General features: G+C 59.9%; 21 protein-coding genes. 13 read left to right on the top strand and 8 right to left on the bottom strand.

From position 1 onward, the window contains the following. Window positions 1-338, top strand: a 338-nt coding sequence (locus tag L6D81_RS24000) for a transposase (RefSeq protein ID WP_236182204.1), incomplete at its 5' end; no start/stop codon positions are given. A gap of 59 nt (window positions 339-397) precedes the next feature. On the opposite strand, the gene L6D81_RS23995 is transcribed toward L6D81_RS24000, so the two are convergent. Then, window positions 398-5,290, bottom strand: coding sequence for an NAD-glutamate dehydrogenase (locus L6D81_RS23995; RefSeq protein WP_236182203.1), 4,893 nt, complete (start codon window positions 5,288-5,290; stop codon window positions 398-400). 658 nt (window positions 5,291-5,948) lie between these two features. Here L6D81_RS23995 and L6D81_RS23990 point away from each other — a divergent pair. The 9 genes from L6D81_RS23990 (at window position 5,949) to L6D81_RS23950 (ending at window position 15,288) form a co-directional block, all read left to right on the top strand. Next, window positions 5,949-7,142: a colicin-like pore-forming protein gene (locus tag L6D81_RS23990; RefSeq protein ID WP_236182202.1), complete on the top strand. Its 1,194-nt coding sequence runs from the start codon at window positions 5,949-5,951 to the stop codon at window positions 7,140-7,142. Between the two features lie 68 nt (window positions 7,143-7,210). Then, complete coding sequence (locus L6D81_RS23985) at window positions 7,211-7,765, top strand: hypothetical protein (RefSeq protein ID WP_236182201.1); 555 nt, start codon at window positions 7,211-7,213, stop codon at window positions 7,763-7,765. Window positions 7,766-7,877: 112 nt separating this feature from the next. Then, window positions 7,878-8,231, top strand: a complete 354-nt coding sequence (locus tag L6D81_RS23980) for a hypothetical protein (protein ID WP_098964262.1) — start codon at window positions 7,878-7,880, stop codon at window positions 8,229-8,231. A 211-nt stretch (window positions 8,232-8,442) separates the two neighbouring features. Beyond that, window positions 8,443-9,402 (top strand): AAA family ATPase, encoded by a 960-nt coding sequence (locus tag L6D81_RS23975; RefSeq protein ID WP_011334589.1) that lies wholly within the window; start codon window positions 8,443-8,445, stop codon window positions 9,400-9,402. 5 nt (window positions 9,403-9,407) lie between these two features. Then, window positions 9,408-10,352 (top strand): DUF58 domain-containing protein, encoded by a 945-nt coding sequence (locus L6D81_RS23970; protein WP_236182200.1) that lies wholly within the window; start codon window positions 9,408-9,410, stop codon window positions 10,350-10,352. Further along, complete coding sequence (locus L6D81_RS23965) at window positions 10,349-10,846, top strand: DUF4381 domain-containing protein (RefSeq protein ID WP_236182199.1); 498 nt, start codon at window positions 10,349-10,351, stop codon at window positions 10,844-10,846. Before L6D81_RS23970 ends, L6D81_RS23965 begins: the two co-directional genes overlap by 4 nt. Further along, window positions 10,839-11,918: a vWA domain-containing protein gene (locus L6D81_RS23960; protein ID WP_236182198.1), complete on the top strand. Its 1,080-nt coding sequence runs from the start codon at window positions 10,839-10,841 to the stop codon at window positions 11,916-11,918. The genes L6D81_RS23965 and L6D81_RS23960 overlap by 8 nt, the downstream gene beginning before the upstream one ends. Beyond that, window positions 11,915-13,651: a vWA domain-containing protein gene (locus L6D81_RS23955; RefSeq protein WP_236182197.1), complete on the top strand. Its 1,737-nt coding sequence runs from the start codon at window positions 11,915-11,917 to the stop codon at window positions 13,649-13,651. Before L6D81_RS23960 ends, L6D81_RS23955 begins: the two co-directional genes overlap by 4 nt. Beyond that, window positions 13,648-15,288 carry a BatD family protein gene (locus L6D81_RS23950; protein WP_236182196.1) on the top strand — a complete coding sequence of 547 codons (1,641 nt, stop codon included), beginning with the start codon at window positions 13,648-13,650 and terminating at the stop codon, window positions 15,286-15,288. The genes L6D81_RS23955 and L6D81_RS23950 overlap by 4 nt, the downstream gene beginning before the upstream one ends. An 18-nt stretch (window positions 15,289-15,306) precedes the next feature. Here L6D81_RS23950 and L6D81_RS23945 read toward each other — a convergent pair whose 3' ends face one another. The 7 genes from L6D81_RS23945 to L6D81_RS23915 form a co-directional block, all read right to left on the bottom strand. Beyond that, the gene (locus tag L6D81_RS23945; RefSeq protein ID WP_236182195.1) at window positions 15,307-15,729 is read right to left on the bottom strand and encodes a hypothetical protein; all 423 of its coding nucleotides are present in this window, start codon (window positions 15,727-15,729) and stop codon (window positions 15,307-15,309) included. Between the two features lie 3 nt (window positions 15,730-15,732). Beyond that, entirely contained in the window at window positions 15,733-16,197 is a 465-nt protein-coding gene (locus tag L6D81_RS23940) for a hypothetical protein (protein WP_236182194.1), read from the bottom strand. Window positions 16,198-16,226: 29 nt separating this feature from the next. Next, window positions 16,227-16,568: a hypothetical protein gene (locus L6D81_RS23935; protein WP_236182193.1), complete on the bottom strand. Its 342-nt coding sequence runs from the start codon at window positions 16,566-16,568 to the stop codon at window positions 16,227-16,229. A 91-nt stretch (window positions 16,569-16,659) separates the two neighbouring features. Beyond that, complete coding sequence (locus L6D81_RS23930) at window positions 16,660-16,950, bottom strand: DUF7957 family protein (RefSeq protein WP_064597220.1); 291 nt, start codon at window positions 16,948-16,950, stop codon at window positions 16,660-16,662. Continuing rightward, on the bottom strand, window positions 16,950-17,369 hold the full coding sequence (locus L6D81_RS23925; RefSeq protein WP_236182192.1) for a hypothetical protein: 420 nt from the start codon (window positions 17,367-17,369) through the stop codon (window positions 16,950-16,952). Before L6D81_RS23925 ends, L6D81_RS23930 begins: the two co-directional genes overlap by 1 nt. After that, the gene (locus L6D81_RS23920; protein ID WP_236182191.1) at window positions 17,366-17,749 is read right to left on the bottom strand and encodes a contact-dependent growth inhibition system immunity protein; all 384 of its coding nucleotides are present in this window, start codon (window positions 17,747-17,749) and stop codon (window positions 17,366-17,368) included. The genes L6D81_RS23925 and L6D81_RS23920 overlap by 4 nt, the downstream gene beginning before the upstream one ends. After that, window positions 17,746-18,243 (bottom strand): hypothetical protein, encoded by a 498-nt coding sequence (locus L6D81_RS23915; RefSeq protein WP_236182190.1) that lies wholly within the window; start codon window positions 18,241-18,243, stop codon window positions 17,746-17,748. Before L6D81_RS23915 ends, L6D81_RS23920 begins: the two co-directional genes overlap by 4 nt. Before the next feature lie 263 nt (window positions 18,244-18,506). Here L6D81_RS23915 and L6D81_RS23910 point away from each other — a divergent pair, with 263 nt between their 5' ends. From L6D81_RS23910 to L6D81_RS23900, 3 genes are read left to right on the top strand one after another with little or no spacing between them, the layout of a single operon-like run. After that, a complete protein-coding gene (locus tag L6D81_RS23910; protein ID WP_236182189.1) occupies window positions 18,507-19,751 on the top strand; it encodes an exonuclease SbcCD subunit D C-terminal domain-containing protein in 1,245 nt (414 codons plus the stop codon). Beyond that, window positions 19,748-23,389 carry an AAA family ATPase gene (locus L6D81_RS23905; protein ID WP_236182188.1) on the top strand — a complete coding sequence of 1,214 codons (3,642 nt, stop codon included), beginning with the start codon at window positions 19,748-19,750 and terminating at the stop codon, window positions 23,387-23,389. The genes L6D81_RS23910 and L6D81_RS23905 overlap by 4 nt, the downstream gene beginning before the upstream one ends. Beyond that, window positions 23,386-23,970 (top strand): glutathione S-transferase, encoded by a 585-nt coding sequence (locus tag L6D81_RS23900; RefSeq protein WP_236182187.1) that lies wholly within the window; start codon window positions 23,386-23,388, stop codon window positions 23,968-23,970. The genes L6D81_RS23905 and L6D81_RS23900 overlap by 4 nt, the downstream gene beginning before the upstream one ends.

Here is a 23,970-nt window from a genome sequence, read left to right as displayed (position 1 = left end):
ATTTGCTGGCGGCTAACCAAGCGTTGATGACGGTCTATTTGATGAAGGCTGAACTCAAAACGCTCTGGGCGCCAAGTACCGCCTGGGGCTGGAGATCAGCCTGGAAGCAATGGCTGCGCCACGCTCACGAAAGCGCGATACCGGCTCTGATCCTGTTCGCCAAACGGCTAAAGGGTTACTGGCGGGGCATCGTCAGTCGGGTTCGCTGGCCGATGCACACGGGTCAGTTGGAAGGCATAAACAATCGAATAAAGGTCATCAAACGGATGGCGTACGGTTACCGGGATAGCGAATTCTTTTTCATGAAGATCAAGAGCGTGTTTCCCGGCAATCCGTGATGAACCATAAAAAAGCCCCCGCATCTCACAATGCAGGGGCTTTTTCATTCAACGGCTACTCAAGCCAGCTCAAGCTCCGCCGTCGCTGCAGCAGGCACGACCGCCTGACCGCTCAGCGCCACGTCGTTCAGCTCACGGTTGGCCACCGCGTACATGGCGTAGTCGGTGCCGCTGGCGGCACGGATTTCCACCAGCATGGCGCGCCAGCGTTCGATCATGGCGTCGTTCTGCTTCATCCACAGCGCCAGACGGGTTTCCACGTCCGAATCACCGCCGCCCGCTTGCAGAACGGCGATGGTGATCGCGCGTTGCTGCCAGTCGACGTCGTCGCGGAACGCTTCACGGGCCAGGGCCTGCCAGTTGTTTTCAACCGGCAAGGCGCTGATCTGCGAAATGTACCAGGTGATGTCCAGCGCGCTGCCCACGGCGAAGTACGCCTTGGCCACTTCGGCTGGATCCTGACCGGTCACGTCGGCCGCTTCGATGATCGGCAGCAGCGTGTAGAGGTGGGTAGTCCCCGCCACCATACGCGCCAGCAGTTCCGGCACACCGGCGGCGACGTACGCCTGGTAACGCTCTTGCCAGTTTTCGCGGATTTCGCCGCTCAGCAGTTCGTCCAGCTTCAGACCCAGCTCTTTCAGGTGCGGACCGAAATGCGCGACGTCACGGGCAGCGTTCTGCTCGTTGCGGCGGGCACGCAGGAACCAGCGCGTAGCGCGACGGCCCAGACGCATCAGTTCGTCCATCAGCTCCAGTTGCACGTCAGCGGAGACCTGGTAGTCCAGTGCTTCGATCTGACGGAACCAGTGCGGGAGGTGGAAGATGTCGCGCACGATCACGTAAGCGCCCGCCACGTTCGCCGGGGTCATGCCGGTGGACTCTTTGAGCCTTTGAACGAAGGTGATGCCCATGTGGTTGACCAGATCGTTGGCGATCTGGGTGCTGACGATCTCGCGCTTGAGGCGGTGACGACGCATGGCTTCGGAGAACTTGCTGACCAGAGTCGGCGGGAACGCCGTTTCCATGTCGCGGGTCAGGTAGTCGTCGTCCGGCACCAGGGAGCCCAGCAACTGCTCCTTGAGGTCGATCTTGCTGTACGAGATCAGCACCGACAGTTCCGGACGGGTCAGGCCATGGCCTTCGGCAACACGTTCGGCCAGTTGCTCTTCGGTCGGCAGGAACTCGATGGCACGATCCAGCTTGCCACGGCCTTCCAGATCGCCCATCAGACGCTTGTACTCGGCGATGCGCGCATAAGCGCGGCGTGCCGCCAGGGACAGGGCCTGAGTCTGCTTGTAGTTGTTGCCCAGCACCAGACCACCGACTTCGTCGGTCATGCTCGCCAGCAACTGGTTGCGTTGCTTGTCGGTCATGTCGCCGGCCTGAACCACTTCGTTCAGCAGGATCTTGATGTTCACTTCGTGGTCGGAGCAGTCCACGCCACCGGCGTTGTCGATGAAGTCGGTGTTGGAACCGCCGCCATTGAGACCGAATTCCACACGACCCAGTTGAGTCATGCCGAGGTTACCGCCCTCGCCCACCACCTTGCAGCGCAGTTCGTTGCCGTTCACGCGCAGTGCATCGTTGGCCTTGTCGCCGACATCGGCGTGGCTTTCGGTGCTGGCCTTGACGTAAGTACCGATACCGCCGTTCCACAGCAGATCCACCGGCGCCTTGAGCAAGGCGTTCAGCAGTTCGGTCGGGGTCAGCTTGTCGGCCTGGATGTCGAAGCGCTCTTTCATCTGTGGCGAGATGGCGATGCTCTTCGCGCTGCGCGAGAAGATGCCGCCGCCTTCGGACATGATGCTGGTGTCGTAGTCGGACCAGGCCGAACGCGGCAGGTCGAACATGCGCTGACGCTCGGCGAAGCTGGTGGCCGGGTTCGGGTTCGGGTCGATGAAGATGTGCATGTGGTTGAACGCGGCAACCAGTTGCAACTTGTCGGACATCAACAGGCCGTTACCGAATACGTCACCGGCCATGTCGCCCACGCCGACCACAGTGATGCTGTCTTCCTGGACATTGATGCCGCGCTCGCGGAAGTGGCGCTGTACGCCAACCCACGCGCCCTTGGCGGTGATGCCCATTTTCTTGTGGTCGTAACCGGCCGAACCACCGGACGCGAACGCATCACCCAGCCAGAAGCCGTAGTCGATGGCGATGCCGTTGGCGATGTCGGAGAAGGTCGCAGTGCCCTTGTCCGCCGCGACCACCAGGTACGGGTCATCGTCGTCATGACGCACGACGTTGGCCGGCGGTACCAGTTTGCCGTCCTTCAGGTTGTCGGTGATGTCCAGCAGGCCCGAGATGAAGATGCGGTAGCAGGCGATGCCCTCGGCCGCGATTTCGTCACGGCTGCCGCCCAGTGGCAGGCGACGCGGCAGGAAACCGCCCTTCGCACCCACCGGCACGATGACCGAGTTCTTCACTTGCTGGGCTTTTACCAGGCCGAGGACTTCGGTACGGAAGTCTTCTTCACGGTCGGACCAGCGCAGGCCACCACGAGCGACGTTGCCGAAGCGCAGGTGTACGCCTTCGACGCGTGGCGAGTAAACGAAGATTTCGAACTTCGGCACTGGCTTGGGCAGCTCAGGGATCAAGTGCGGATTGAACTTGAAGCTGAAGTACGACTTGTTCTGGCCGTTGGCGTCGGTCTGGTAGAAGTTGGTACGCAGAGTTGCCTTGATCAGGTCCAGGTAACGACGCAGGATGCGGTCTTCGTTGAGGACTTGAACGTCGTCCAGCGCGGTCAGGATCGCCTGTTCCAGCCGCTGTTGCTTGTCGTCCAGATCATCGCTGCCCAGCTTGCGGGCCAGGTAGAAACGGGTCTTGAACAACCGGGTCAGTTCACGAGCGATGTCGGTGTGGTTGTTCAGGGTGCTGGCGATGTAGCCGAGGTCGAAGCCCAGGCGGATCTGCTTCAGGTAGCGGGCGTAGGCACGCAGCAGCGCGACGTCGCGCCATGGCAGGCCGGCGGTCAGCACCAGACGGTTGAACGCATCGTTCTCGGCATCGCCACGGACGATGTGGACGAACGCGTCCTGCAGGGTGTCGTTGAGTTGCTGGATGTCCAGGTCCAGGCCTTCGGCGGCGGTGAACGCGAAGTCATGGATCCAGAACTCGCGGCCGTTGGTGTGACGCAGACGGTACGGGAACTCACCCAGCACGCGCAGGCCGAGGTTTTCCAGGATCGGCAGCACGTCGGACAGGGCCAGCGGGGTATCGGCGTGATACAGCTTGCAGTGCAGCTCGCGCTGGCCAGAGACCTGACCCAGCGGCTGATAGAAGCTCATGGCCAGCGGCTTCTTCTCGCTCAGGTTGAGCAGGTGCTGCATGTCGACCACGGCCGAATGCGCGGCGAAACGCTCGCGGTAGCCGGCCGGGAAGCCTTTCGGGAAATCAGCCAGCACGTTGGTGCCGTTGGCTTCGCCGAAGGTCTCGACGGTCAGTGCGGCGTAGTCGTCCTGCCAGCTGCGGCAGGCCTGGATCACTTCGTTTTCCAGTTGCAGCGGGTCGATGTCGATGCGATTTTTCGGGTCGACGCGCAGGATCAGTTGCACGCGGGCCAGCACGGACTCGGAGAAGAAGGTCCAGAATTCGCAGTCGGAGGCTTTCAGGCGCTCCATCAGCACTTGCTGGATCTTCTGGCGAACTTCGGTGGAGTAGATGTCGCGTGGCACGTAGGCCAGGCAGTAGCAGAAACGACCGTACGGGTCTTTGCGCAGGAACACGCGGATCTTGTTGCGTTCCTGGATCTGCACGATCGACATCACGGTGTTGAACAGTTCGTCGACCGGGGTCTGGAACAGATCGTCACGCGGCAGCACTTCCAGCACCTGTGCCAGTTCCTTGCCCAGGTGAGCCTTGGCCTGGAAGCCGGAGCGACGCTCGATTTCCTCGACCTTGCGGCGGATGAACGGGATGACCCGCACGCTTTCGCCATACACCGACGAGGTGTACAGGCCCATGAAGCGGTGTTCCTTGATCACTTTGCCGTCGGCGTCGAGTTCGCGGATCGACACGTAGTCCGGGTAGGCCGGACGGTGCACGCGGCTCGGGTGCGCGGCTTTGGCGAACGACAACAGGGTCGGTTCGCGCAGATAGGCAACGGCGTAGTCTTCGATGCGCAGCTCGTCATAGGTCATGCCGGTGCGCAGCAATTTGGTCAGGCCAAGGAAAGAATCCTGGTCGTACTTGATGTGGCCGCCATCGGGCTCATCGGTCACCGTGAATTCTTCGTAGCCGAGGAAGGTGAAGTGGTTGCCCACCAGCCATTCCAGGAAGCTCTTGATTTCGTTCTTCTCGTCGGCATCGACGGCGAATGCGCTGTGGTCGAGCCTGGTGAGGATTTCCTGCACCTTGGCCTTCATCGGCTCGAAATCGGCGACCGCGACGCGGACTTCATCCAGAACCTGTTCCAGTTCCTTGCTCAGCACATTCAATTCGGCCGCATTGGCGCAGCGGTCGATTTCCAGGTACATCAGCGACTCGTGCAGCACGCCTTCGTCGGTGGTGCCTTTTGGCAGGATTTCCAGCAGCTCGCCCTTGCTGCCACGACGCACGCTGAGCACGGTGGTCTGCAGGGTGTGGATGCTGTAGCCGCGACGGTTCAGCTCGGTACGCACCGAGTCCACCAGGAACGGCAGGTCATGGTGCAGCACTTCGACCGCGGTGTGGGTCGACTGCCAGCCGTGACGTTCGTAATCGGGGTTGTAGACGCGCACTTGCGGTTGCGCGTGATCGAAGCGCTCAAGCAGGCGCCACGCAGAAAGAGTACAGCCAGCGAGGTCGGAGAGGCGACGTTGGGTCAGCTCGTCCAGGGAAATGATGCCGAAGAATTGTTCAGCGAACAGCGCCACTTGTGGCAGTGCCTGTTCACTGATGTGCTGCGCCAGTGCCGCTTGCAGTTGGTGCTGGAAGTCGGCTTTGCTGGCTGCGGTGAAGAACGCCATCTGTGGTACTCCGCTTGGGCTTGTTATTGATGGAAAGCGTCGCGTACAAAACCCCTTTCGGGGCGTTCCGTCGTCCTGTTCCTGATTCTCGGGCAGAGGAAACAGGGTGACAGGTGGGTGAAGCTGGACGAGACACTCAGGTCACATTCACCTTCCATGAATGGGCATCTGCAAAAACGACTGCCGGGCGCCGCTCGCGGGGCCATGGCAATGCCTTTACGGGTGCTCATCCGTTGCGCAGCTTAATGGGTGCGACAATGTGTCTGCTTGCGGTGCTGCGACATATTCGGTCATTGGCACGTAAACAAAGGCCGGGGCATGGCACAACACTAGCAGTGGATCAGCGATCTGGCCGGTTTGCAGCCCGATATTTACGCCATCCGTACCGGATGTGACTGCCTGAGCAGGGAACGTTCACACGCGCTCGGCTCAGTACTTTTCCATGCTGACTGAACCTGATCAACAACCGGACTACCTGTAAGTAAAACAACAAGTTACAAGTCCTTCTTTTTTCTTACAAACTGTAAAGAAACCACTCACAGAAAACTCGGAACGAATTCTTACAACCTGGTTTGTTTGAATGATCCGGCGGTGATATCAATGCAAGAACATTTTTCGCCCGAAGGATCGGGCTTAAAAAAGCACAAGGAACTTGCACATGTCACAACTGGAACTTCCCGGAATAATCACCTACGGCGACGGCTCGTGGGAAATCATCAATCTTAACCCAAACAAAATCCGCGGCGACATTCGTAAAAATTACCCTTTGGGTAACCCAATGCATGGTTTCACACTCGCCATTCAAAATAATTACGAAGCCCGCAAACAAAGCCTTGAACCCAACTTGCAATCAGAACTAAACCTTATCGAAAGCCAACAGCCGCCCCTGAATAACTTCACGCCGGAGCAATGGCTGTCTCGCGCCACCGACATCGTTAACGAACTACTCTTCCGGAAAAACACCGAACTTCAACATCAGTTGATAAATGTTAAAAATGCAAAACAACATGCGAAGTTACAAGCCACCTACAACGCCATGATCCTTAACGACCAGATCGCAAGCCTTCAATCCCGGCAAACAAGGTTATACGCCGAAAGAGCCCGCCGGCAGGCCGAAGCGCTGGCCTTGCAACAGGCTGCCGAAGCGGCACGCCGGGCAGAAGAGGCACGCAGGCAAGCGCAGGAGCAAGCGCGCTTGGCCGCCCTTGCCGAGGCACAACGAATTGCCAAGGAAAAAGCGAGGCTCGCGGCCGCCGAGGAGGCTCGGCAGATCGATGAGTACAAACGTGCCGTGGCGTTCGTTGCCGACGCGAACAAGTACATTCTGGAGAAATACGGCGCGAACCTGCATCAGGTCGTGATGGATCTTCAAAAGGACATTTCCGGCAAGAAAGTCCGAAGCTACACCGAAGCCATGCAGACCTTCGAGCAAGTGCGGACCAACCCGAATGCAAGGCTCAGCCCGCAGGATACCCGTGCAGTGGTGGACGCACTGAATGCACTCGATAAAGCGACCTATATGGACAACGTCAACCGACTGGCCAAGGGGTTTGGCGTGACCGGCAAAGTCGTGCAGGCACACTCGGTGATCGAGAAGACGGTCATTGGGTTCCGGGACGGTAATTGGAAACCCTTGATGCTGGAGCTGGAAAGTATTGCTGCCGGAGCAGGAGCAGGTGCGCTGCTGGCCCTTGCTTTACCACCGCTACTTTCCCTGTCTTGGGTTCCTCCCGCGGCGGTGGTAGTTGTTACCGGAATCGCAGTGGCTGCCGCAGCGATCTTTCTGGACGCCAAAGCCGTGGAAACAATAAACCGCTCCGTGCTTAACGCAACTACGAAAAACGATATCTAACCAGTTACCAAATGCAAACCGGCTCAACAGCAAATAAGCCGGCTTGCACGCTCACGACGGACACAACAATGCAAAAAAAAGAAAAGTCTGAATTATCCAACGCTTTCGTTTTAACGGTCGCCGCCCCAATCCTGCTCATCAACCTGGTAGTCCCGATTATGGGTGAGCAACAACACGCCCTCCTCGAAAGTTTACTCAGCGGCTACTTAATCGAAAACATCGGCTTCTGGTCTTCGCGATTCCCGCTAAGCTCAAAAATAACCACAAATTATATTGCTATATTCGGACCAGTATTTGGAGCTGTACTTTTCCTGAAAAGTTACAAAAACGCCTTCAAATCAATCGAAAGATTTGACCAAACACCGTTATACAAATATCTGTTCATGACCTTGACAACGATATTGACCTGTTCCCTTTTCGTATACGAAGCCTATTTCAATTCCACAGACCTAATAACTCAGGGCCCCAAGCTCAGAATCATGGGACTCAACTTTCTTTTTTATTCGATGTTCTCCTTTGCAGTTATTTTTTTAATATTGCTTCTACCTGCGCTCGTGATTCACCTCCTGATTTATGCCCCTTATCGATTGATCAAGCTTTTAAAGCGTAAACAGCACCCATAAACAGGTTGACCTCCAGTACGCGAACATCAGAGCAGCGGAAATGGACACAAACTGGCAAAATCACCTTTTTTTGCGTGGCACCCGTCGTGCCCGCCAAGCCAGGAATTCACCCATGCAAATGACCACCGCCCTTTTGATCGTCAACCCGTGCGACGACGAAGAAGACAACATGGCCATGCTCTGCTGCCACAGCGACAAGGGCGACATGTTCCTGATGAGCCGCTACCCGGACGAGGACGAGCTGGAGATCACGCTGGATGGCGAACCGTCGACCCTTGATGGCGTCAAGGTCACCCTGAGCAAGACCCTGCTGAAGATCGAAATCGCCGCGGCGGATGCCGATGCGTTGAACGGGGACGATGTGCTGGAAATCACCTTCAATCCGGACATGGTGGATCTGGCTGAAGTCGAGGAAACCCTGAAGAACATTCTTGATGGTACTGGCACCTTTATCAGCCAGATTTGATGGCGTCTGGGCCGGCCCTTTCGCGAGTGAAAGGGCCCGAGAGCACATCACACCTCCCCCACCCTACAAAATTCCAACAATCGCCCCGGTCATTTCCCGCACTTTGCGCAAAATGCCGTTAGTCGCCACCCCCTGCGATGGATTAAAGTAACGCCCCCAGCCCCGGCGTTATCCGAACGCCTGTGGCCACCCTTTCCAGGAACAGTCATCGATGGAACATCGTGAAGCGCTGCTGGCGCTGCGAACCTTTCTTTCAACGCAGATTCTCGGCCAGGAAAAACTCATCGAGCGCTTGCTCATCGCCCTGCTCGCCGACGGCCACATGCTGGTCGAGGGGGCTCCGGGTCTGGCCAAGACCAAAGCGATCAAAGAGCTCGCCGAGGGCATCGAAGCCCAGTTCCATCGCATTCAGTTCACCCCCGACCTGCTGCCCGCCGACATCACCGGCACCGAGATCTATCGCCCGGAAACCGGCAGCTTCGTGTTCCAGCAAGGGCCGATCTTCCACAACCTGGTGCTGGCGGACGAAATCAACCGTGCCCCGGCCAAGGTGCAATCGGCGCTGCTCGAAGCCATGGCCGAGCGTCAGGTCAGTGTCGGGCGCAGCACGTACGAGCTGTCGCCGCTGTTTCTGGTGATGGCCACGCAGAATCCGATTGAGCAGGAAGGCACCTACCCGCTGCCCGAAGCGCAGCTCGACCGTTTCCTGATGCACGTGAAAATGGGTTTCCCGGACGCGGCCGTCGAACGCCGGATCCTGCAGCAGGCACGGGGCGAAGCCCTCAACGGCGAGACCAAGCCTGAACGCCGGGTCAGCCAGCAGGCGATTTTCGCCGCGCGCAAGGAAATCCTCGGTCTGTACATGGCGGACGCGGTGGAGGAATACCTGGTGCAACTGGTCATGGCCACGCGCAACCCGGCCAAGTTCGACCCGGAAATGGCCGAGTGGATCGCCTATGGCGCCAGCCCGCGCGGTTCCATCGCCCTCGACCGCTGCGCCCGCGCCCACGCCTGGCTGGCCGGTCGCGACTTCGTCAGCCCGGAAGACATCCAGGCGGTGCTGTTCGACGTGTTGCGTCACCGCATCATTCTGTCGTTCGAGGCCGAAGCCGCTGGCATCGACCAGGATCGGGTGGTGCAACGGATTCTCGACGTCGTAGCCGTCGCTTGACCCCGATGAACGCCTCTCTGCCGTCCGAATCGGGCATCCGCATCAGCCTCGCCGAGCTGATCGAGATGCGTCACCGCGTGCGCGAAGTGCAGCTGTTTTCCACGCCGAGCCAGCGCAGCCCGCTGATCGGCCTGCATCACTCGAAATTCCGTGGTCGCGGCGTCGACTTCGATCAGGTGCGGGTCTATCAGGCCGGCGACGACGTGCGCACCATCGACTGGCGCGTCACGGCGAGGACGCAGGAACCGCACACCAAACTGTTCCATGAAGAACGCGAACGACCGATTTTCATCATGGTCGAGCAAAGCACGCGACTGTTTTTCGGCTCCGGGCTGATGTTCAAATCGGTGCTGGCGGCGCAGGCAGCGGCGCTGATCGGCTGGGCCGCGCTGGGCCACAACGACCGGGTTGGCGGGCTGGTATTCGGCGACAACGAGCATTACGAAATCAAACCGCGCCGCAGCAAGCAGAGCCTGTTGCAATTGCTTAACCGGCTGGTGAAGGTCAACCAGTCGCTGCACAGCGAACGGGAGCCGGATCGCGATGCGTTTGGCGTGGCGTTGCGCCGGGCCCGCGAGGTGCTGCGACCGGGCAGTCTGGTGATAGTGATCTGCGACGAGCGCGCACTGTCCGACAGCGCCGAGCAGCAATTGAGCCTGCTGTCGCGCCATTGCGATCTGCTGATGCTGCCGCTGTCCGATCCGCTGGATCACGCCCTGCCCGCCGCCGGGTTGCTGAGATTTGCCGAGCGCGGCGCGCAGCTGGAACTCGACACGCTGAATTTCGACCTGCGCCAGACCTACCGCGCCCAGGCCGAAGCGCGCATCGCCCGCTGGGAATTGCTCGCGCAGAAGCTGCGCGTGCTGCTGATGCCGCTGAGCACCCAGAGCGAAATGGTCGAGCAGATGCGCGAATTCCTGAACCCGCAACGTCCGGGGAAAGGTCGATGAACGGCCTCGAACAACTGCAACCGCTGATCTCCCCGCCACCGATTGCCTTCTGGCCGCCGGCGCCGGGCTGGTGGTTGCTGCTTTTACTGTTGCCGGTGATCGGCTTCGTGGTTTGGCGCTTGCGGCGTTTCATTCCGATCAAGAAAAAACCGATCGTGCGCGCCGAACTGCCGCTCGACCCGGTGCGCATCGCCGCACTCGCCGAACTGGCGCAGATGCCCAAACCCTACGATGGCGCCCCCGCCGGGGCCTGGCTGCAGCAGCTCAACGGCCTGCTCAAGCGCCTGTGCCGCAACCACTACCCCTACAGCCAGAGCCATACCCTCAACGGCCGCAAATGGCTGGCGTTTCTCGACAACCGTTGCCCCGCCGCCGGCCTGACCCGCTGGATGGTGCTCGTCGAGGGTGCCTACAAACCCGAGTGCAAACTCGACGACAAAGCCATCGCCGGCCTGACCCAGGCAGTCGACACCTGGATCCGCAAACATGTTTGAGTTCGCCTGGCCGTGGATTTTTCTGCTGTTGCCGCTGCCGTGGCTGATGCGCCTTGTGCTGCCGGTGGCCGACAGCGGCGAGCCGGCGTTGAAAGTGAGTTTCCTGGGTGATCTGGAAGGCCTCGCCCGCCGTCGCGCCCGGGCCAATCTGCCGGCGTGGCGCCAGCAGGCCCCGTTTCTGTTGTTGTGGCTGATGTTGCTGACCGCTGCCGCCCGCCCGCAATGGCTCGGCGAACCGCTGCCGATTGCCGCCAGCGGCCGTGATCTGCTGGTGGCGGTGGACGTGTCCGGCTCGATGGATTTCCCGGACATGCAATGGAACGACGAAGACGTCAGTCGCCTGTCGCTGGTCCAGCATTTGCTCGGTGATTTTCTCGAAAGCCGCGATGGCGACCGCGTTGGCCTGATCTTGTTTGGCAGCCAGGCCTACCTGCAAGCGCCGCTGACGTTTGACCGGCGCACCGTTCGCGTTTGGCTCGATGAGGCGAGGATCGGCATCGCCGGCAAGAACACCGCCATCGGTGACGCCATCGGCCTGGCCCTCAAGCGCCTGCGCATGCGTCCGGCCCAGAGCCGGGTGCTGATTCTGGTCACCGACGGCGCGAACAATGGCGGCGAAATCGACCCGCTGACCGCCGCCAAACTGGCCGCCAGCGAAGGCGTGAAAATCTACCCGATCGGCATCGGCGCCGATCCGGAAGAAAGCGGCGCCACCGCGTTGCTCGGCGGCAATCCGACCCTTGATCTCGACGAACCGGCGCTCAAGGCCATCGCCGAGATCACCGGCGGGCGCTACTTCCGCGCCCGCGACGGTAAGCAGCTGCAAGCGATCAAGGACACCCTCGACCAGCTTGAACCGGTGACTCAGCAACCGACCCAGGCCCGTCCGGCGCAGGCGTTGTATCAGTGGCCGCTGGCATTCGCCCTGCTGCTGAGCATTTTACTGGTCGCCCGTGTGTTGTGGCCGGACAACCCGCTGCAACGGCTGTTCACCAAGGAGCTGTACCTGCAAAGCCCCCTGCCTGACTGGCGCGAACGGCTCAAACGCCTGCGTTTGCGGAGGCGCCGATGATCGCCCTGTGGCCGCACTGGTTCCGTCCCTGGTGGCTGTTGCTGCTGCCATTGCTCGGCTGGCTGATCTGGCAGCTCTGGCACCGGCAGAAGCGCGCGGGTCGCTGGCAGATGATTCTGCCGCCGGCCTTCCACGCCACGTTGCTCAGTGGCGGCAGCGGTCGCGACAGCAAGTTGCCGTGGGTCGCCCTGAGCGTGGCCTGGCTGCTGACGATTCTGGCGTTGCTCGGGCCGAGCTGGGAGCGGGTCGAACAGACCAGCCAGAAGCCCGCCGACCCGTTGGTGGTGGTGTTGGAACTGACCCCGGAAATGCTCGCCACCGATTCGCCACCAACGCGACTGGAACAGGCCCGGCGCAAGCTGTTCGACCTGCTGAAAGTGCGCAGCGACGCCCAGACCGCCATCGTCGTTTACGCCGGCAGCGCCCATACGCTGGTGCCGCTGTCGGATGACCTGGCGACCAGTCGTAACTTGCTCGACGCGCTCAAGCCTTCGCTGATGCCGGAAAGCGGCCATCGCGCCGATCTGGCGGTAAGCAAGGCGTTGGCGTTGCTCAAGCAGGGCGCGTTGGGTCAGGGGCGGATTCTGCTGATTGGCTCTTCGCTGTCCGAAGAAGAACGCCAGGGCATTCGCCATGCACTCAGTGGCCAATCGGCGCAGTTGTTGATGCTCGGCATCGGCACCGCCGAGGGTGCGCCGATTGCTCAGGAAGACGGCAGTTTCCTCAAGGATGCCCAGGGCGCGATCCGGGTGCCACAACTCGACAGCCCGGGCCTCGGCGCCTTCCTCAACGCGGTCGGCGGCGAGTACCGCAGCGCACGGCTGGATGAATCCGATCTGGGCGACCTCGGCCTGCTCGACGGCCCGCGCAGCCTGCGCAACGATGGTCAGACCGTACGTCTCGACACCTGGGCCGATCAGGGTTACTGGCTGCTATTGCCGCTGTTGTTGCTCGCCGCGTGCGCCGGGCGGCGTGGCTGGCTGTTCTGCCTGCCGTTGCTGCTGGCATTGCCGCAACCGAGCTATGCCTTCGACTTCGAAGACCTGTGGCTGCGTCCCGATCAACAAGGCCTGCACCTGCTCAAGCAGAAGCGCCCGGCCGAGGCCGCGAAGCATTTCGAAGATCCGCAATGGCAAGGGGTGGCGTTGTACGAGGCCGGCGACTACAGTGGCGCCGCTCAGCGTTTCGCCGAGGGCAATGACGCCCACGCCCACTACAATCGTGGCAACGCCCTGGCCAGAAGCGGCGAGCTGGAAGCAGCGCTGGACGCCTACGAACAGGCCCTGGAGCGCCAGCCGGATCTGCGTCCGGCACTGACCAACAAGGCGCTGGTGGAAACCCTGCTGAAACAGAAAAACGCCCCGCCGCCGGCCGAACCGCAAGACCAACCGGCGCAGCAGAACGTGCCGGGTGATGAGCCTCCGCCACCGACCGCGCCGCCGCCAGCGGTCAAAAGCGAAACCCATAGCGAGCCACAGACCGGCGAATCCGCCAGCGAGCCGCCGCCGACCACCCCGCCGCTGCCGGGTGCCAACGAGCTGCCGGACAGCGAACCGGGCGAAGAGCAGAACACACCGCCGCTGCTGCGCCCCAATGAGGACAACCTCGAAGGCGAGCAACAGCAGGCGCTGGAACAATGGCTGGGCAAGATCCCGGATGATCCGGGCGAACTGCTGCGACGCAAATTCTGGTACGAACAGCAACAACATCAGGATCAGGAAAACATTCGATGACCCGTTTCACCGCTCTCTTGCTGCCCCTGCTGATCTGCACGGCCACCGCCCAGGCGGCCGAGCTGACGGCCAGTGTGGATCGCAGTCGCCTGAACTCCGGCGAGACGGTCGAACTCACCCTCGAATCCAACGATGTCACGCAGTTCGGCAAACCGGACCTGAGCCCGCTCGAGCCACTGTTCGAAGTACGCGGCACACGTCAGGTCAACCAGTTGAACACGCTCAACGGTGACAACCGCGCCACCACGCGCTGGATCATCACGTTGCTGCCCAAGCAGAACGGCAGCGTTGAAATCCCGCCGCTGAAACTGGGCGACGTCGAGAGCCAGCCGATCACCGTGCAAGTGATCGAGAGCGACAACCGCGAAGAGAACAATGCCCGCGAACCGGTGTTCATCGAAGCCAGCCTCGACCAGACCAGCGTCTACGTGCAGGCCCAGGCCATCCTGACGTTGCGCATCTACCATTCGGTGTCGCTGTACGACGACAGCAGCCTGACGCCATTGCAGATCGCCGACGCGCGCATCGAGCAACTGGGCGACATGCGCACCTACGAAAAAGACATCAACGGTGTGCGCCATGGCGTGATCGAGATGCGCTATGCGATCTATCCGCAGCACAGCGGTTTGCTGAGCATCGCCCCGCAGACCTTCAGCGCCACCCTGGTCGATACCCAACCCGCGCAGGACGCCACGGCGCAGGGGCCGAAGCCGGGCAAACTGATGCACATCAGCTCCGCCGCGACTTCGCTGACGGTCAAACCCAAACCGATGACCTACCCCAGCGATGCGCCGTGGCTGCCGGCCCGCAGCCTGAGCCTGAGCGAAAGCTGGAACCCGGAGCCGGATCACACTCAGGTCGGCGACTCCCTGACCCGCAGCCTGACCCTCAAGGTCGAAGGCCTGGCCAGTTCGCAACTGCCGGCCCTGCCCGCCACCGAAGCCAACGGCCTGCGCCGCTATCCGGATCAACCGGTGCTGAACAACCAGAGCAGCGACCGCGGCCTGATCGGCAGCCGTGAAGAACGCGAAGCGCTGGTGCCGAGCCGCAGCGGCTCGATCGAATTGCCAACGGTGGACGTGGTCTGGTGGAACACCTTCGAAGATCACCTGGAACACACCAGCCTGCCGGCGCGCACCCTGCAAGTGGCGAACAACCCGAGCCTGCAAGTCGACACCCCGGCAGGCAACGCCCAACCGCTCAGCGCCGCCGACAGCGAAGCCTTGTGGTGGTGGAAACTCAGCACCTTCATTTTCGCCTGCACCACCCTGCTCGGCTTCGGCCTCTGGTGGCGTGCCCGCTGGCAACCGGCAATCCTGCGCGCCGCGCAAACCGGCCCGAGCCCGCGCACCCTGCTCGACGACATCAAACGCGCCAGCCAGGCCAACGACCCCCACGCCACCCGCCAGGCCCTCGACGCCTGGGCCCGTCAGCAGCCGGAAACCCTGGCGGACATGGCGGCGCGGTTTGTGCCGCTGTCGGATGCTCTCGACGGGCTGAACGGCGCGCTGTACAGCGAGACCGGGCAGCATTGGCAGGGTGAGGATCTGTGGCGGGCGATTCGAACGATTCCGACGGCGGAGCGGGTGCAGGATCCGGTTGGGGATAGTGGGTTGCCGCCGCTTTATCCGAAGTAGGATCGTCCCCGGCTTTGCTCAGTCGACGCCGGTAAAGTCCACATATACAGCCTCGACGATGGCGTCCTCCTCACCGATATCAGGTGCGTAGAACCGCAGACCCAAACGATCCACATTGAAGCCTGAATTAGTGAAAACCAGAATCTCACCCTGCTCTGTCAGAAACTGCTGAACGACGAGTACCTCTTCGCCTGCCAACCGCTGACCGCACCAGGTAAATTGAGCCCATTTCAAAAACTCAACGCCGACGACCATCAACGCTTTATCGAAGTAGACGTGCAGTCCCAAATCATCATATGCGTCGGTCGGGACAGTGGAATCAGTACTTTTCAAAAACGCGTCAAAGGGGCTTTTGAGCGCCGACCTCGAATCGTCACGGGTGATACCTGCGCGGATGAGCCCAAGGTCTCCTGGGCCGAGCAAGTGAAAATCAATAGTCATTCATTAAAGCCTCTTGATCCGGGCAAGAAATCCCATGTCACCCGAGTTAACAGTAAGCACTGCTTGCTCATACCCCTCAAGGTCATCGCCCAACCAGGGCTCATCAGGTCGGAGCACATGAACCTTGACCGTTGCACCGAATTCGTCGGTTGAAACGCTCCCCTGAAGAACACCCGGCAGACCGAATTTATTCCATTGATCAAGTACCAGGGACAACCAGGAAATAGCGGTGGCTAATAAATCATCGCTGACATAATCATCAATATGAACCGAGTTCACGAAACACTCATAACCGGTTCTATCAGGGAAGCTATCGAGGCTCATATGACTTTGAGGATTCAGAGCTGCGATAAAAATACAACCATCACGCTCGACAAAATCAGAACGTGCAATACGCTCTAGCTCACCCTCCATAACAACGTGTGGCAGGTCAGCCAGCAGCGATTCCATTGCCTTGTTAGCTTTCACAGCAATCCTCAAATACAAAGGGGACAGATTTATTTAATCCTTTTATCGTAAACATAGTCGTCAGGTATTTCTTGCCACTCGGCTTCTCTGACCAGTGCATCGAAATCGTCAAATATTCCTCTAAAAAAATTTGACAGATCCAAAAAACCCGTACGTGCCCTTCCCGCCGCCACACACAACTCAACGTCATCTTTATTTTTCAATGCTTGCGCGACTCTCGAAACATCGGACACAGCGTTACCCATTAACTCCGACAGTTCGTCATTCCAATTCAGCCTATAGTCGGTCGCCCAACTCTCAGCCTCGAAAGTGCCCCACTTTTCGGCAATCAAGTCAATCAACGTCTTTCGGAACACTTCTCCATCCTTCATCGCACCCCCCTGCGGTCATTTATCGATTTTTTCGCTTTTCGATCCTGAGCAACCCGCTTCCACTTTTATCTGGCTCATTGTCTGTTAGGACCTACTTCATAAACTCGCCAGGAACCGCCCTTCCCGTTTCGATATCAATCTCATACATACCACCATCCCATCTATAACCTTTAAGCCCCCTCTCATTGAGGATGATATTTGTGAAGGGACCTGCATGGGCGTCAAAGTCAGAAAAGACTTGCCAAACCCTACGACCGGCTTCATCTATTAAATAGATATTTCTCGAGCACTCAGCCTCATCGAAAAGTGATTCCTGCCCAAGTCGATCAATCAGCACAACACTCAAGGATTCTGCGACCTTAATTACTTTTGAAGTCTTCATCAGGCGCGATAAAGCTCTACATACACAGCCTCGACGATGGCGTCATCTTCTTCGAAGTCAGGCACGTAAAACTTCAAACCCATATCAACAACATCAAAGCCCGAGTTATTGAACACCAGCGTTTCTCCTCGTCTTTTCAGAAATTTCTGAACCACCAGGGCATCTTCACCGACCAGTTTCTGATCTCCCCAGACAAGCTCACTCCACTTCAAAAACTCAGCACCAACGACAATAAAACTTTCATCAAAGTACATGTGAACGCCTAAACCGTCATAAGCATCCGTCGGTACTGCCGAATCTTCAGTCTTGAAAAATTCCTCGAACTTTCCACCAAGGGTCGCGCGTGACTGGTCTCGCGTCATACCAGCGCGAATCAATCCCAGATCACCGCGACCCAACAAGCTAAAAACCATAGTCATCTCAAGCAACCTGTCAGGGCTGAAGCAGCCTTTAACAGCTCGGCGTCAGCATTCAAGCGATTCACTTCTGCCACAGCAATAACAGCCTTGCGGGATGCTTCGACATTCTCGTGCCAATACACAGTTCTCAAACCCGCCAGCGCAACCAGCAGTTCTCCGTCATATCTATCGCCTTCCAGAACGTCTTCGGTCAGTAAAGCGATGCCAATGGGCAGCAGTTCCCGCACATGCAAATCCTGCCTCAATGCACGACAGACATCTCCCACACTCAAGCAATCCAAGGGTGTATCGCGCACGGACAAATACCATTCATCCAACGACGAGAGCTTTCCCGGGGTCCCGTAAACATCCGGTCCTTGCTCCAGATCCCGAAACCTCATGCCTCGGCTCCCGGACTCAACGATTCAACCTGGTAGAAAGTAATATCCGGGCCATAGTTCTGCTCCGAGTTCGACACCTCTACACAAAACACCTTCTCTGGAAATTTTTCTTTCATCACCATGCGCCACGCAAAACCCATCACATTGCACAATTGAAGAAACACGTCATCCGAAACACCAGCAGCAACTTGGCCAAAAACGTCATAGATCCTCACAACATTCAATAACTTTTCAGTCTTTGAAATATCACCAGAGGCAAGGCCAGAGCACCTATCAAACACTTCAGTCGAGAAATTCCGCGCTAAAAATACGCCACCCTCTTTCACCACAAAATCCGGGAAGAGCATTTTTGAAAACAACAGAATATGTTCGGGCTGGCATTGATCGAAGATGTACGAATAAACGTCCAGGCCTTCCTGATTCGACCACTGTTTTTTCCAGGAAAAATACGCTGGATTGTCAGTAACGGAAGGTATCGAATTAACCCGTTTCATTGCGCTTGCTCCAGACTCAATGTCTCTGTGAGCTATCGTGGCGTGCAGGTTGAAGCACGACGAGTCGCCAGACCCCAAAAACGATATCAATATAGTGGCGCGATGGTAGGTAACCGGTGCCGAGTCGTCAATTAATGGGCTCACCGAGATCGCGGCCGCCGCCCCCGGACAAGCCTACCCGGCGCAATAATCTGTAAACTCTCCCCTCTTTCGCCGCCCGCTCATCCCGGCGGCCATCACCTCTTTATATTGCGGAGTCAGCCTTGCGTCTGTTTCACACCTCCGACTGGCACCTTGGGCAGAACCTGCACGGCCAGGAACGCGATTTCGAGCACGCCTGTTTTCTCGAGTGGCTGCTGCGCCAATTGAAGCTGGCGCAGCCGGACGTGCTGCTGATCGCCGGCGACATCTTCGACACGGTCAACCCGCCGGTCAAAGCCCAGGAACGCCTCTACGATTTCATCGTCAGCGCCCACGAACAGCAGCCGTCGCTGACCATCGTGATGATCGCCGGCAACCACGACTCCGGTTCGCGGATCGAACTGCCCGCGCCGTTGATGCGGCGTTTGCGCACCCATGCGCTGGGTCGGGTGTTGTGGCTGGATGACGGGCAGCTGGATGCGGAACGTCTGCTGTTGCCGCTGCCGAATGCGTCCGGCGAGATCGCCGCGTGGTGCCTGGCGCTGCCGTTCCTGCGGCCTGCCGAAGTGACCGGCGCGCATCTGGGCGACAACTATCTGCGCGGGATTGGCCAAGTGCATGAATGGTTGATCGAAGCGGCCAATGCCAAGCGTCAACCGGGTCAGGCGCTGGTCGCCATCAGCCATGCGCACATGGCCGGCGGCTCGGTGTCGGAAGACTCCGAGCGCAGCCTGATCATCGGCAACGCCGAAGCGCTGCCCGCCAGTCTGTTCGGGCCGAGCATCAGTTATGTCGCGCTCGGCCATTTGCACAAGCCGCAGAAGGTCAACGGCGAAGAACGGATTCGCTACAGCGGCTCGCCGATTCCGTTGTCGTTTTCAGAAATCAGTTATCAGCACCAGGTGCTCGACGTCGTTCTGGACGGCGAAACCCTGGTCAGCGTCGAGCCTATGCTGATCCCCCGCTCCGTAAACTTGCAGCGCCTCGGCCCTGCGCCGCTGGCCGAAATTCTGCTGCAACTGGCGGACCTGCCGAACATCGACCTGCTGGCCGAAACCCAGCGCCAACCGTGGCTGGAAGTGCGGGTGCGCCTCGACGAGCCGCAACCGGATCTGCGCCATCAGGTCGAAAGCGCCCTGCAAGGCAAGGCTGTGCGACTGGTGCGAATTGCCGCGGAATATGCCGGCAATCGGGGCGCTGACGGCGCCGAGGACGGCAGCGCGCTGATCGAGCTGGACCAGCTCACGCCGCAGGAGTTGTTCAGTCGCGCCTGGCTCGACAATTACGGCAACGAGGTCGACGAGCAAACCCTCAAGGACTTCGCCGAACTGCTGCAAGACGTACAAATGGAGGGCGAGCAGCCATGAAGATTATCGCCATTCGTTTGAAGAACCTCGCCTCGCTGGCCGGCCCGTTCGAAATCGACTTCACCGCCGAACCGCTGGCCAGCGCTGGCCTGTTCGCGATCACCGGCCCGACCGGCGCCGGCAAAAGTACTTTGCTCGATGCGCTGTGCCTGGCGTTGTTTGGCTCTGTGCCGCGTTTGAACAACACTAGCCGTGACGCCAAGGTGCCGGACGCCGACGGCGAAATCGCGACCGGCGACCCGCGCACCCTGCTGCGTCGCGGTACGGGCGAAGGCTTTGCCGAGGTTGATTTTGTCGGCGTCGATGGCCGCCGCTATCGTGCGCGCTGGGAAGCCAACCGCGCCCGGGAAAAGGCCGGCGGCAAGTTGCAGGCCAGCCGTCAGAGCCTGCGCGACATCGATCAGGATCAACTGCTCGCCAGCCAGAAAGGCGAGTACAAGACTCAGCTCGAAGCCGCACTGGGCCTGAACTTCGAACAGTTCACCCGCGCCGTGCTGCTGGCCCAGAGCGAGTTCAGCGCCTTCCTCAAGGCCGATGACAACGACCGCAGCGAACTGCTGGAAAAGCTCACCGACACCGCGCTCTACACCCGCCTCGGCCGCCGTGCGTTCGACAAGACCAAAGAGGCCCGCGAAGCCCACAAGCAGTTGCAGGATCAGGCCACCGGCGTGACCCCGCTGGCCCCCGAGGCCCGCGCGGAGCTGGACGAGCGCTTCAACGCCGCCCAGCAACAACTCAAGTTGCAGCAGGCGCAGCTCAAGCAGATCGAGCAGCAGCACGACTGGCTCAAGGAACTGCTGCGGCTGCAAGACTCGCAACACGCCGCCGCCGAACAACTGCGCAGTGCCGAGCACGAACGCGAGTCGCTGGCCGGTGAGCGTCTGAAGCTCACCCGCCTGGAACAGCTCGCTCCGCAACGGCACCAATTCGCCCGCAAAACCGAACTGGATGCACTGCTGACGCCGCTGGCGGAACAGATCAACGCGCACACCCGGCAACAAGGCGAATTGGCTGAGCGCCAGACACGACTGGAACAGGATCTCGCCGCCGCGCAGATCGCCCTGACCCAGGCGCAAACGCAGCAAAGCGACAGCGCACCGCTGTTGCGCCAGGCCTTCGATGAGCAAAGTACCCTCGCCCGCCTCGCCAAGGAGGTCGCGTCCGGCACCGAAGCGAAGCTAACCGCTGAGCAGGCCTGCGCCCAGGGCCAGAGCACAATTCAGACTTTGCTCGATCAGCAAAAACAAGTCGCCGAACGCTTGCAGCGCATTGCCGCCGATCTTGAGCAAAGCGTTCACTTGGCACCGTTGAGCGAAGCCTGGAATGCCTACCGTGACCGCTTGCAGCAACTGATGCTGATCGGCAATCGGTTGAACAAGGGTCAAAGCGAACTGGCTTCTCTCGAAGAGAACGCCACCCGCGCCACCGAAGCGCTCGCCACACAGAAGCAGCAGCTGGAAGTGTTGTTCAAAGAGGCTGGCGCCGAACCGGACGCCGTCGCCGAACAGATCGGCATCCTCGGCACTCTGTTGCAGGACAACCGCAAGCAACTGCGCGCCGTCGAAGACCTGACGCGCCTGTGGGCCAGTCAGCAGGAGCTGGACAAACGCAGTGCCGAGCTGCAACAGCGCCAGCTCGATGCGCAACAGGAGCGCGAGCGCCTGACCCAGGACGGGGTGAAAACCAAGTCCAAGCTGACCGTTGCCGAGCAAACCCTCAACGTCACCCGTGAATTGCTCGAGCGTCAGCGTCTGGCGCGCAGTGCCAGTGTCGAAGAGCTGCGTGCGCAATTGCAGGACGACCAGCCGTGTCCGGTCTGTGGCAGCAACGAGCATCCGTATCACCAGCCGGAAGCCCTGCTGCAAAGCCTCGGCCGCCACGATGAAAGCGAGCAGGCCAGCGCGCAGCACGCGGTCGATCAACTGAAAGAAAAGCTCACCGAGCTGCGCGCCAGCGTCGGTGGCGTGATTGCCCAACAGAAAGAGTTGCTGCAACAGCAGGAACAACTGGCCGCTCAGCAACAATCGCTGACGCCGAGCATCGAGGCGCATCCGCTCGCGGCATCGTTACTGAATCAGGACAGTGACAAGCGCGCCGCGTGGCTCACCCGCCAGAACGATCAACTCAATCAAAGCATCACTCAGGACGAACAGCGCCAGACCGCCCTGCTCACGCTGCAACAGGACGCGGCGCGTCTGACCCAGCAATTGCGTCAGGCCGAGACGGCGCACCAGCAAGCGGCGCAGCACCTGAGTAATCAGCAACGCGAACTGAGCGCCGACCGCCAGCGCCTGGACGAAGAGCTGGCAGCCTTCGCCACGCTGTTGCCGAGCGACACACTCGATGCCTTGCGCGCTGAACCGGCTGCGACCTTCATGCAGCTTGACCGGCAGATCGCCGAACGTCTGGCGCAAGTCGATCAGCAGAAGGAGGAACTGGCCGAGCAGCAACAACGCCAGCAGACGCTTGAGAAGGAACAGGATCGCCAACAGGGTCGTGTGCAGCAGCTGCAAAACGCTGAACAGCAACTCAACACGCTGACCGAACAGCAACTCGCCAGCCAGCAGAAGCTTGCGCAATTGTTGGGCGATCACAGCGGCGCCGAGCATTGGCAGCAGCAACTGGAGCAGGCGGTGGAACAGGCGCGCAACGCCGAATCCACGACGACTCAGGCGCTACAGGAGGCGCGTACGCAGCGGGTGCAAATCACCGCCGAACTGAAAGCGCAGCAAGAGCGTCTGCAAGCGCTGGAAACCGAAGACCGTGATCTGGCCGGCAAGATTGCCGACTGGCGCGCTCGCCATCCGGAGCTGGATGACGGCGGCCTGGAAGACCTGCTGCGGGTTGATGACGCGCAAGTCGACGGACTGCGCCAGCGCTTGCAGCACAACGAAAAAGCCGTTGAACAGGCCAAGGTGTTGTTGCAGGAACGCGATCAGCGCCTGCGCGATCACCAGGCCCAACACAACGGCAATCTGGATGCCGAACAACTCGCCAGCGCCCTCGCTGAGCTGCAAAACCAGTGCACGGCCAGCGAACAGCAATGTGCCGAACTGCGCGCCGAGCAGGCCGAAGACCAGCGCCGCCAGAACGCCAATCAGGCGCTGGCGCAGCAGATCGCCGATGCCTATGCCGAGTATCAGCGCTGGGCGCGGCTCAATGCGCTGATCGGCTCGGCCACCGGCGACACCTTCCGCAAGATCGCCCAGGCCTACAACCTCGACCTGCTGGTGCATCACGCCAACGTGCAGCTGCGGCAACTGGTCAAGCGCTACCGCCTCAAACGCGGCGGCAGCATGCTCGGCCTGTTGGTGATGGACACCGAAATGGGCGATGAACTGCGCTCGGTGCATTCGCTGTCCGGCGGCGAAACCTTCCTGGTGTCGCTGGCCCTCGCCCTGGGCCTGGCCTCGATGGCGTCGAGCACGTTGAAGATCGAATCGCTGTTCATCGACGAAGGCTTCGGCAGCCTCGATCCGGAATCCCTGCAACTGGCCATGGACGCCCTCGACGGCTTGCAGGCGCAGGGGCGCAAGGTGGCGGTCATTTCCCACGTACAGGAAATGCACGAACGGATTCCGGTGCAGATTCAGGTACAACGTCAGGGCAACGGTTTGAGCACGCTGGAGGTGAAATGAACACGCTGTATTCCTTCCGCCGCTGCCCGTACGCGATGCGGGCACGGATGGCCCTGCGTTATTCGGGCGTGCCGGTGGACATCGTCGAAGTCAGCCTCAAGGCCAAACCGGCGGAGATGTTGGCGATTTCGCCCAAGGGCACGGTGCCGGTGCTGGATGCAGGTGGTCAGGTGATCGACGAAAGCCTGGAGATCATGCGTTGGGCGCTGGCGCAGCATGATCCGGATGACTGGTTGCTGGGGGGCGATTCAAGGATTGCCGAATTGATCGAAGCCAACGATCAAGTGTTCAAGATTCACTTGAATCGCTACAAGTATGCCGAGCGTTATCCGGAACAGCCGATGGAGGTTTATCGGGCGGAAGGTGCTCTGTTCTCGCAGAAACTGGATGAGTTGCTGGAGGGTCGCGATTACTTGCTGGCCGGGCATCCGAGCCTGGCCGATATCGCGTTGTTGCCGTTCGTTCGCCAGTTCGCCCATGTTGATCGTGACTGGTTTGCGCAGACGCCTTACGTGCGGTTGCAGGCCTGGTTGCAGCGGTTTCTGGAATCGGAACTGTTCACCGGCATCATGAAAAAGTAG

It is taken from the genome of Pseudomonas sputi, assembly GCF_021603585.1.
Classification (GTDB): Bacteria; Pseudomonadota; Gammaproteobacteria; order Pseudomonadales; family Pseudomonadaceae; genus Aquipseudomonas; species Aquipseudomonas sputi.
Note: the sequence above shows the minus strand (reverse complement) of the source record. Positions and strands in the feature narration are given on the sequence as shown.